6 protein-coding genes and 6 pseudogenes are annotated in these 10,099 nt (G+C 73.3%); 6 read left to right on the forward strand and 6 right to left on the reverse strand.

Annotated elements, in window-relative coordinates; translation table 11 throughout:
* The 3 genes and pseudogenes from KPL57_RS64680 to KPL57_RS64690 form a co-directional block, all read left to right on the forward strand.
* The coding region (locus KPL57_RS64680) for a hypothetical protein (protein WP_308253581.1) at positions 1 to 795 on the forward strand (795 nt) is incomplete at its 5' end.
* A gap of 88 nt (positions 796 to 883) precedes the next feature.
* Positions 884 to 1,733 (forward strand): annotated as a pseudogene (pdxS, locus tag KPL57_RS64685) (pyridoxal 5'-phosphate synthase lyase subunit PdxS).
* Between the two features lie 1,064 nt (positions 1,734 to 2,797).
* Positions 2,798 to 3,796: a family 16 glycosylhydrolase gene (locus tag KPL57_RS64690; RefSeq protein ID WP_226359401.1), complete on the forward strand. Its 999-nt coding sequence runs from the start codon at positions 2,798 to 2,800 to the stop codon at positions 3,794 to 3,796.
* Positions 3,797 to 3,810: 14 nt separating this feature from the next.
* Here KPL57_RS64690 and KPL57_RS71610 read toward each other — a convergent pair whose 3' ends face one another.
* Both KPL57_RS71610 and KPL57_RS71615 read right to left on the reverse strand, forming a co-directional pair.
* The gene (locus tag KPL57_RS71610; protein WP_308253586.1) at positions 3,811 to 3,951 is read right to left on the reverse strand and encodes a hypothetical protein; all 141 of its coding nucleotides are present in this window, start codon (positions 3,949 to 3,951) and stop codon (positions 3,811 to 3,813) included.
* Positions 3,952 to 4,205: 254 nt separating this feature from the next.
* Positions 4,206 to 4,355 (reverse strand): annotated as a pseudogene (locus tag KPL57_RS71615) (helix-turn-helix domain-containing protein); the annotation flags it as partial.
* Positions 4,356 to 4,546: 191 nt separating this feature from the next.
* Here KPL57_RS71615 and KPL57_RS64700 point away from each other — a divergent pair.
* From KPL57_RS64700 to KPL57_RS69085, 3 genes and pseudogenes are all read left to right on the forward strand, one after another.
* Positions 4,547 to 4,810: pseudogene (locus tag KPL57_RS64700) on the forward strand (AzlC family ABC transporter permease); the annotation flags it as partial.
* Positions 4,811 to 5,435: 625 nt separating this feature from the next.
* Complete coding sequence (locus KPL57_RS64710; RefSeq protein WP_226359402.1) at positions 5,436 to 6,734, forward strand: NAD(P)H-binding protein; 1,299 nt, start codon at positions 5,436 to 5,438, stop codon at positions 6,732 to 6,734.
* A 41-nt stretch (positions 6,735 to 6,775) separates the two neighbouring features.
* Positions 6,776 to 6,898 (forward strand): hypothetical protein, encoded by a 123-nt coding sequence (locus tag KPL57_RS69085; RefSeq protein ID WP_264200123.1) that lies wholly within the window; start codon positions 6,776 to 6,778, stop codon positions 6,896 to 6,898.
* A 204-nt stretch (positions 6,899 to 7,102) separates the two neighbouring features.
* On the opposite strand, the pseudogene KPL57_RS73760 reads toward KPL57_RS69085, so the two are convergent.
* The 4 genes and pseudogenes from KPL57_RS73760 to KPL57_RS64725 form a co-directional block, all read right to left on the reverse strand.
* Positions 7,103 to 8,254, reverse strand: a pseudogene (locus KPL57_RS73760) (ABC transporter ATP-binding protein); the annotation flags it as partial.
* A 42-nt stretch (positions 8,255 to 8,296) separates the two neighbouring features.
* Positions 8,297 to 9,131 (reverse strand): annotated as a pseudogene (locus KPL57_RS64720) (carbohydrate ABC transporter permease).
* A 232-nt stretch (positions 9,132 to 9,363) separates the two neighbouring features.
* Positions 9,364 to 9,414 (reverse strand): annotated as a pseudogene (locus KPL57_RS73765) (hypothetical protein); the annotation flags it as partial.
* A partial coding sequence (locus KPL57_RS64725; RefSeq protein WP_374203998.1) for a carbohydrate ABC transporter permease occupies positions 9,402 to 10,099 on the reverse strand: 698 nt, incomplete at its 5' end. The pseudogene KPL57_RS73765 and the gene KPL57_RS64725, both read right to left, overlap by 13 nt.

Consider the following 10,099-nt stretch of genomic DNA (forward strand, 5'->3'; position numbering starts at 1 on the left):
CGGCGCCCTGTTCCCGCCCGGCGAAGACGCCGCCCTGGCCGCCGCGCTGTCCGGCCTCCTCGACGACGAACCGCCCGGGCCCGGCTCGCCGCCGCCGGTCGGGAACGGGTGCAGCGCTACGACTGGCCGGTCGTCGCCGGGACGTGCTGCGCGTGTACCGGGCCGCGATCGCCGCCGCACGCGACCGCTGGTGCGCGGGGGCGCGCGGTGAGCACCGCCGTCGTCGCCGGGACGGCGGTCCTCGCGGCACTGCTGGTGGCGGCTCTCACCCTGTGGTGCGTGACACGGGTCCGACGCCTGCACCGGCTGCACGTGCGGGTCGACGCCGCCCGCGCCGGGCTCGCCGCGGCCCTGGACGCCAGGGCCCGGGTCGCGCTCGCCGTCGCCGACGCGCTCGGTCCCGCCGCGCCACCGGAGCTGCGCCGGGCCGCCGTCGCCGCGCGTGCGCTGCCCGCCCCGGCGCCGGACGGCCGCGACCCGGCCGGGAGCCGCGCCGCCCGCGAGGCCGCGGAGAACGCCCTGACCAGGCAGCTCGCCGCCGTCCGGCGGGGGCCGGGGGAGCCCGCGCCCTGCGGCGACCTCGCCGAGGCGGAGGCGCTGGTCGTGCTGGCCCGCCGGGTGCACAACGACGCCGTCCGCGACACCCGTGCGTTGCGGTCCCGGCGGCTGGTCCCGATGCTGCGGTTGTACGGGACCGCACCGGAGCCGGTGTACTTCGAGATCGCCGATCCGGAACCGCCGCGTTCACCTGCGCGACCTCACGTAGAATCGCGACGCAGTCCGACCGTCATGTGAGGAGCTCCGATCACCCGTGTCCGCAGCTGAGAACACCCCCGACACCGCCGGTCCGCAGCAGCACGGCACCGCGCGGGTGAAGGCGGGGATGGCCGAGATGCTGAAGGGCGGCGTGATCATGGACGTCGTCACCCGGATCAGGCCAAGATCGCCGAGGACGCCCGGGGCCGTCGCCGTCATGGCCCTCGAGCGCGTCCCGGCCGACATCCGTGCCAACGGCGGCGTGGCCCGCATGTCGGACCGGACATGATCACCCGGCATCGTCGAGGCCGTGTCCATCCCGGTCATGGCGAAGGCCCGCATCGGCCACTTCGTCGAGGCCCAGGTCCTGCAGTCACTGGGTGTGGACTACATCGACGAGTCCGAGGTGCTGACCCCGGCCGACGAGGCGCACCACATCGACAAGTGGAGATTCACCGCCCCCTTCGTCTGCGGCGCCACCAACCTCGGTGAGGCCCTGCGCCGCATCTCCGAGGGCGCGGCGATGATCCGCTCGAAGGGCGAGGCCGGCACCGGCAACGTCGTCGAGGCCACCCGGCACATGCGCTCGATCCGCGCCGAGATCGGCCGGCTCGCCTCGCTCGACGCCGCCGAGCTCTACATCGCGGCCAAGGAGCTGCGCGCCCCGGTCGAGCTGGTCGCCGAGGTGGCCCGCACCGGGAAGCTGCCGGTCGTGCTGTTCACCGCCGGTGGCATCGCGACCCCGGCCGACGCCGCGATGATGATGCAGCTCGGCGCCGAGGGTGTGTTCGTCGGTTCCGGCATCTTCAAGTCCGGGGACCCGGCGCAGCGCGCGTCGGCGATCGTGAAGGCCACGACCTTCCACGACGACCCCCGAGATGATCGCGAAGGTCTCCCGCGGTCTCGGTGAGGCGATGGTGGGCATCAACATCGCCGACATCCCCGACGAGCAGCGTTACGCCGCTCGCGGCTGGTAAGCACCCCCGCTCCGCCCCGAGAGCCCCGTCCGGCACGCCGCCGGACGGGGCTCTCGTCGTTCCGGGGACCACGGTCCGGTGACCCGATCGGTCCCCCGGCCGCGTGGGTCGTCCGTTCCGGACACGTTCCGCGGTCGCTCGGTGGAGGGGTTGCCTACTCGATGTGGTGACAGAGGGGCTCGTGGTGACGCTGTGGCATCTAGCGTGCGATGTGGATCAGGAGACCACTGTTACGGAGGAGCCTGATGGGACGCTCTGTGAGGGTCGTGGCGATCGCCGCCGCGATGTTGATCAGTTTTCCGGCCGCGGCGTTCGCGGACACCGGAGACGGTCGAGCGGGTGCGACGACGACCGCGGACTGCCCCACGACGGGCGCCACCCCGGGCGGGGGAGCCGGTTCGGGTGGTCCGGTCACCGGCGGTGACGGAGATGCCGGGTCGGGGAAGCCCGACGCCTCCGCTGCCCCGGGACGGGCGAGCCCGGGGGAGACGGTGCGTCCGGGAGCGGCTCCGGTGACGACGGGGATCGTCGGGGTCGGGTGGCTCGGGGAGCGATGCGGGGTCCGGCTCGGGTGGTGACCGTGGCTCCGGCTCCGGCGGCTCCGGCTCCGGCTCCGGCTCGGGTTCGGGCTCCGGCGGAGACCAGGGGTCGGGTTCCGGTGGGGACTCCGGCAACACGACGTCGGGCACGGGCGACTCCGGCTCCGGCGACAGGGGTCCGGCGACGAACATCCCCGGGCGGTACGACGTCCCCGGGCGGCGACACCGGCTCCGGCGGCGACCAGGGTTCCGGCGGGGACCACGGATCGGACGGCGCCACGGGCTCCGGTGGCGACTCCGGCTCCGGCGGCGACCAGGAGCCGACCAGGGGTCCGGCGGCGGCTCCGGCAGCGGCAAGGGCTCGGCAGCGACAAGGGCGCCGGAGACCAGAAGGGCGCCGGGGACCAGAAGGGCGCCGGAGACGACAAGAGCGCCGCAGACGACAAGGGCTCCGACCCGGCCTCGGGCCACGACACGACCTCGGGCGACGGCCAGGGCGGTTCGGCGGCGACCAGGGCGATAAGAGTGACCAGGCCGGATCCGGCGGCGACCAGGGCGGAGAGCGGGGCTCACCCTCGGACACGACCTCGGCGACCGCGAACCCGGGCGCGGCGCCCGGCGGCGCCACGACCACCCCGACCGACACCTCGGCCCCCGGCGCGACCCCGGCCCCCGCGGACTGCGCCGCAGGCGCGGCCCCGGCAGGCCCTGCGGCCCCGGCGGTCCGTCCTATCCGGGTGCGGCGACCAGCGCCGCCGTCGAGCACGGCTGGGGCGAGCCCACCAAGGTCGACGACTTCAACGGCGACACCCTCACGGGCTGGAGCCCCTACGACGGCCCCGGCCACGCCGGAAAGGGGACCCGTTCCCCGTCGGCGATCTCGGTGAAGGACGGCGTGCTACCATCGACGGCGACGCCGACGGCACCACCGGCGGCATGGCCTGGTCCGACAGCAGCCAGAAGTACGGCCGCTGGGAGGGCCGGGTGCGGGCGCCCGCGTCGGACCCGTCGTACAACGCGTTGCTGCTGCTCTGGCCGACCGCGGAGAACTTCCCGGTCGGCGGCGAGATCGACTTCATGGAGATGACCGACCACACCCGGCAGAAGACCAACCTGTTCCTGCACTACGGCGAGGACAACTCCCAGGTCCAGGGCTCGGTCGACATCGACGCGACCCAGTGGCACAACTGGGCGGTCGAGTGGACGCCGAAGGGCGTGACCGCCTTCGTCGACGGCAAGCAGTGGTGGCACACCGACGACACCTCCATCCTGCCTCCCGGGCCGATGCACCTGACCATCCAGCTCGACTGGTTCCCCAAGGGCGGCGGCGACGTGAAGCCCTCGGAGATGCAGGTCGACTGGGTCCGTCAGTACGCGCTGCCCGGGTCGGAGAAGGGCGAGGGCGGCTCGGGCAGCTCGGGCGGCAACGACGAGGGGCTCCTCGACGGACTGCTGCACCGCATCACCGAGGGCGGTCCGGACCCCGAGCCCGGCTCGGCGACCCGCGGCGCGAGCGGCACCTGATCAGCGGTACTCCATCACCAGCACCGCGGTGGCCCCGGGGTGAGCGCCCGGTAACTGTGCGGCCGGTCGGCGGGGAAGGTGACGTGGTCACCCGGGTCGAGCTCGACCTGCTCGTCGTCCGGCCCGGCGCTCCACCGGCCCGTGGACACCACCATGTGCTCGACGGTGCCGGGGAGTGGGCGTCGGCCGTCCGCGCCGGCCCGGGTTCGCAGGTGATGAGGTGCAGGTCGCGGCGAGCGCCCGGCGGACAGGGCGACAGCAGTGCGCCGGTGTACGCGGCCTCCTCCGACCGGATCGCGGGACGGTCGGCGAAGCGCACCACCCGCAGCGGCGACGACGGCGGCTCCACCAGGGCGCTGAACGGCACTCCCGCGACCACGGCGATCGCCCACAGCGTCTCGACGCTCGGGTTGCCGGTGCCCGCCTCCAGCTGCGACAGCGTCGACTTCGCGATCCCCGCGCGCCGGGCCAGCTCGGCCGAGGAGATCCCGAGGCGTTCGCGCTCCCGGCGGATGGCCGCCGCGATCGTCGCGAGCGGCGGCTCAGGCGTTCGGTTCATCGTTCTCCTCGTTCGACTTGACGAACACAGGCGGTGTTGTTCACTGTATCGGGCATGCGTTCGATACAGCGAACGACCCGCGGGGACGTCCGCGATGCGCTCACCATCTCGGTGGCCGTCGCCGTCGTCGGGGGGTGTCCTTCGGCGCGCTCGCGCCGGCCGCCGGGCTGTCCCCGGCCATGACGATGGCGATGTCGCTGCTGGTGTTCGCGGGCGGCGCCCAGCTCCTCGTCACCGGGGTGCTCGCCGCCGGCGGAGGCATGTGGGCCGCCGTCGCCGCGGGGCTGGTGCTCAACCTGCGGCACCTGCCGTTCGGCCTGGCGCTGGCCCGCCACCTGGGTGGGGGCTGGGCGCGGCTGCCCGCGGCCCACGTCGTCACCGACGAGTCGGCGGCGTTCGTGCTGGCCCGCACCGACGTCCCCGGGCGGGGGTGGCGTGCGTTCCGGATCCTCGGCGTTGTGAAGTACCTGTGCTGGCAGCTCGGCACCGCGGCCGGTCTCGTGCTCGGCGCGAGCGTGCCGGACCCGGGCGCGTTCGGCCTGGACGCGGCCTTCCCCGCCGCGATGCTGGCGATGCTCGTCCCGATGCTGCGCCGGGTCGACGCCCGCCGGGTCGGTGCCGCCGCGGCAGCGGTCTCGCTGGCCTGCGCACCGTTCCTGCCGGCGGGGCTGCCCGTGCTGGCCGGCCTGCTCGGCGTCACCCGCCGCCGGACGGACGGAGGAGCAGTCGTGACCGTCGCCGCCCTGCTCGTCCTCGCCGGCGGGACCTACCTCATGCGGCTGCTGCCGCTCGTCCTGCACGACCGGGTCGCCCTGTCACCGCGCACCGTCCGCCTCGTCGAGCTGGGCGCGGTCGGGCTGCTCGTCGCACCGGCACCTGGTTCGAGGGGGCCGGGTTCGCCGGCTGGGCCCGCCCGGCCGGGGTGGCCGTGGCCGCGGGTGCGCTGCTGCTGCGGATGCCGTTCGTGCTGGTCGTCGTCCTCGCCGCGGCGACGACGGCCGGGCTGCGCCTGGCCGGGATCGGCTGAGCCGGTCGTCACCCCGGCGCGCGCCCCGCGCCGGGGACCGCGAGGATCACCCCATGCTCGTGCTCGTCCTCGGTGCCACCGGCTACGTCGGGTCCCGGCTCGTCCCACGCCTGCTCGACGCCGGCCACGACGTGCGGGTGCTCGCCCGCACCCCGGCCAAGCTCGCCGCGCACCCGTGGGGCGACCTGGTCGACGTCGCCCGCGGCGACGCCCAGGACGCGGCCGACGTGCGCCGGGCCTGCGAGGGCGTCGACGCCGTCGTCCACCTGGTGCACGCGATGGACGGCCCCGGCTACGCCGCACGGGACCGCGCCGCCGCGCACGCCCTGGCCGACGGGGCCGCCGCGGCCGGCGTGCGTCGCATCGTCTACCTGGGCGGACTGCAGCCCGCGGCCGGCACCCGGCGGGTGTCGCAGCACCTGTCCTCGCGCCGCGAGGTCGGCGACATCCTGCTCGCCGGCCCGGTGCCGACCGCGGTGCTGCGCGCCGGGATCGTCGTCGGGACCGGCTCGGCCAGCTTCGAGATGATCCGCCACCTCACCGAGACGGCGATGGGCGGTCCCCTGCTCCTGCCGCTGCCCGACCGGGCGTGGAACCGGATCCAGCCGATCGCCGTCGACGACGTGCTGTACGACATCGTCGGCTGCCTCGACCTGCCCGCCGAGGTGGACCGGGCGTTCGACGTCGGCGGCCCCGACGTGCACACCTACCGCTCCCTGATGAGCGAGTTCGCCGCCGAGGCCGGGCTGCTGCGGCCGTTCCCGGTGCCCGTCCCGCTGTCCGCGCCGCGGCTCACCGCCCGCGCCGTCGCCGCGCTCACCCCGGTCGGCCGGGGCCTGGCCGAGCCGCTGGTCGAGTCGATGCGCCACGAGCTGGTGGCCGACCCCGACGACCTCGCGGCCCTCGACGTGCTCATCGGCACCCCGCCCGGCGGACGGACCCCGTACCGCACCGCGGTCCGCCGTGCCCTCGACGGCGTCGGCGCGGCCGGACCGGGGCCGTCCGACCCGCCCGGCACCGGTCCGCTGGAGTGGTCGACGACCGACACCCGCGACGTGGCCGCCCCCGCCCACGCCGTCTGGTCGGTGATCGAGACGCTCGGCGGCCCGCACGGCTGGTACACCGTCCCGGGCGTCGCGACGCTGACCGGCCACCTCGACATCCTGGCCGGCGGGCCCGGCGTGGTCCCGCGGCGGCAGGGCGACGGCCCGGCCCGGCTCGTCCCGGGGGAGCCCCTGGACCGCTGGATCGTCGAGGCGGTCGAGCCGGCGCACCGGCTGGTGCTGCGGGCCGCCGACCGGCTGCCCGGCGACGCCCGGCTGGAGCTCGCCGTCGCCCGACCGACCGGCTGACCAGCCGCTACACCCAGACCCTGCGGTTCGCCCCGCGCGGGATGGCCGGGCGGCTGGGGTGGCTGGCGGCCTACCCCTCGCAGCGCTTCGTGTTCGCGGTGATGGCCCGGACCCTGGCCGGGGTCGCCGAGACCCGCTACCGGCGCGAGGTCCGCGCCCTCTGACGCCCCAGCACCACCCCGCTGCTCCGCCGCATGGGGTGCTGCTGCGCCCGGGACGCGGGAGGCGGGTGCCGGGGACGCGCGGTGCCGCACCCGCACGGGTGCGCACCACGCGGCGCGTCAGCCCTGGCCGCGGGCCTGCGCGACCTGCTCGGCGCGGTCCTCGGCCGCGAGCCGGGTCAGCTCGGCGCCGGCCTCGGGGTCGCGGGTGAGGTTCTCGCCCGACTCCGGGTCGAACACGTGGATCTTCCGCGCGTCCAGCCAGAACTCGGCGTCGCGGCCCTCCCGGATCCGGCTGTCGAGTCGATCGACACGATCGCCTGGGTGCGCAGCTGGTCGGCATCGAGCTCGCGGGACAGCTCCTTGAGCTTGGTCTCCACCTCGGCCGGGGCCTCGTAGGGGATGTAGGCGTACTGCGAGTCGCCCAGCCACTCGGTCACGTCGACCTTCGCGGTGAAGGTGGAGCCGACGTGCTTCTTCGCCTCGTCGACCAGGGAGGCGTCCTCGAAGTACTCCGCGGCGGATCCCCACCAGCACCAGGTCGCGACCGGTGATTTCTCGGCGCGCGCGGCGTCGAGCTCGATCGGACCGAACGGCGTCTCCAGTGTGCTCCCGGAGACCGTCGCGGGCAGGAAGTTCATCGGCGGCGACCCCGATGAACCCGGCGACGAACAGGTTGACCGGCTGTTCGTAGAGCTCGCGCGGCGAGGCGACCTGCTGGATGACACCCTTGCGCAGCACGCAGGACCGGTCGCCGAGGGTCATCGCCTCGGTCTGGTCGTGGGTGACGTAGACCGTGGTGATGCCGAGGCGGCGCTGCAGCCGGGCGATCTCGGTGCGCATCTGCCCGCGCAGCTTCGCGTCCAGGTTGGACAGCGGCTCGTCGAACAGGAACGCGTCGGTCCGTCGCGGACGATGGCGCGGCCCATCGCGACCCGCTGGCGCTGACCGCCGGACAGGTTCGCTGGCTTGCGCTGGAGGTGCTCCTGCAGCTCCAGGACCTTCGCCGCGGCGTCGACCTTCTGCCTGACCTCGTCCTCGGGTGCCTTGGCCAGGCGCAGCGGAACGCGATGTTCTCGAAGACCGACAGGTGCGGGTAGAGCGCGTAGTTCTGGAACACCATCGACAGGTTGCGGTCCCGCGGGGCCTTGTCGTTGACCCGGTTGCCGGCGATGATCATGTCGCCGGAGGTGATGTCCTCCAGGCCGACGATCATCCGCAGCAGCGTCGACTTCCCGCAGCCGGACGGGCCGACGAGGATCATGAACTCGCCGTCGGCGATGTCCATGCTCACGTCGTTCACGGCCGGGAGCCGTCCCCGTACTTCTTGACGATGTTCTTCATCTCGATCGACGCCATGGCCGGTCGGTTCCTTTCCGTGTTGCGGAGCGGCAGGGCGTCTCAGCCCTTGACGGCGCCGTTGGTCAGACCGGCGACGATGCGCCGCTGGAAGATCAGGACGAGCACGACGACGGGGATGGTCACGATCACCGCGGCGGCGGCGATCGGGCCGTTGGGCGACTCGAACTGCGACGCTCCGGAGAACAGGCCCAGCGCGGCCGGGACCGGGCGGGACGCGCCGGTCGAGGTCAGCGAGATGCCGTAGGCGAAGTCGTTCCAGGCGATGAAGAACGCCAGGATCGCGGTGGTGAACACCCCCGGGCGTCGCCAGCGGGACGATCACCTTGCGGAACGCCTGCCAGGTGGTGGCGCCGTCGACCTGGGCGGCCTGCTCCATCTCCCACGGGATCTCGCGGAAGAACGCCGACATGGTCCAGATCGACAGCGGCAGGGTCAGCGACAGGTAGGGGATGATCAGGCCGGGCCAGGTGTCGTAGAGCCCGATCTGGCGCCACAGGTTGAACAGCGGCGTCACGATCGAGATGACCGGGAAGATCGCCACCGCCAGCGCGGTGGACAGGATCAGCTTCTTGCCCCGGAAGTCGAGCCGGGCGATCGCGTAGGCGGCGAACATCGACAGCACGCACGCCAGGAACGTCGCGATGATGCAGATGCCGAAGGAGTTGCGCAGCGCGGGCAGGAACAGCTCGGCCGCGTCGCCGACGAGGATCTGTTCGTAGTTGCTCCACGACACCGACGTCGGCAGGAACTGCTTGTTGGCGATGTCGTCGCTCGACTTCAGCGACAGCGACACGATCCAGCCCACCGGGAACAGGGCGTAGACGACGATCGCGATGCCGGCCACGATCCAGAGGATTCGCTCGCGGGTGGACATCACTTCTCCCTCGGGCCTGGGACAGGTCGACCTTGAACCCCTTGATGAAGCCGACGCAGATGATCACGACGGACAGGAACAGCAGGACCGGACACCGCGGAGCCGAGCCCGATCTCGACCCGGGCGATGGTCTGCGGTAGGCCAGGAACGACACCGTCTCGGTGTTGTTCGCCCCCGCCGTCATGACGAACACCGAGTCGAACACGCGGAACGCGTCCAGGGTCCGGAACAGCAGGGCGACCATGATCGCCGCCTTCATGTTCGGCAGCGTCACCTTCCACATCCGCTGCCACCAGGTCGCGCCGTCGACGCGGGCGGCCTCTCCGCAGCAGTCGGCACCTGGGCCAGACCCGCGAGCAGCAGCAGCGAGATGAACGGTGGTGGTTTCCAGATCTCGGCCAGGCAGATCACGAACAGCGACGAGCCGGTCGAGCCGAACCACAGTCGGTGTCCGCCGAGACCCCGGGCAGCCAGTCGAACCAGGAGTTGACGAAGCCCGAGTCCAGGGAGAACGCGTACTGCCAGGAGAACGCCGACACGACCGTGATGACCGCGTAACGGGATCAGGATCGCCGCGCGCAGGACCGGCCGGATCGCCTTCAGCGCGTTCATCATCACCAGCGCCAGCAGGAAGCCGAGCACCAGCTCGACCGCGACGGTGACCACGGTGATGAAAACCGTGACGCCGAACGAGGTCCACCAGATCGAGTCGGTGAGGATGACCGCGTAGTTCTTCAGGCCGACGAACGAGATGTTCTCCGGGTCGGTCAGCCGGTAGTCGAACAGCGAGTAGTAGACGGCCTGGACGATCGGGTAGCCGTCACCAGCAACATCACGGCGAACGCCGGCCCGGCCAGGTACCAGCCGAGCTTCTGCTCGGCGCGGGCCGGTCGCTGCCACCGCGCGGGGGGCGCCGCCCCCGCGGGCGGGGCGCGCCGTGGTCGACTCCGTCGTCGTCACAGGAGCTC

This window comes from Pseudonocardia sp. ICBG601, assembly GCF_020496245.1.

Excerpts from the sequence above, each read along its gene's own strand:
- KPL57_RS71610 (WP_308253586.1), bottom strand. The coding sequence starts at position 3,951 with ATGGTGGTGTCCACGGGCCGGTGGAGCGCCGGGCCGGACGACGAGCAG.
- KPL57_RS64710 (WP_226359402.1), top strand. The coding sequence starts at position 5,436 with ATGCTCGTGCTCGTCCTCGGTGCCACCGGCTACGTCGGGTCCCGGCTC.
- KPL57_RS69085 (WP_264200123.1), top strand. The coding sequence starts at position 6,776 with ATGGCCGGGCGGCTGGGGTGGCTGGCGGCCTACCCCTCGCAGCGCTTC.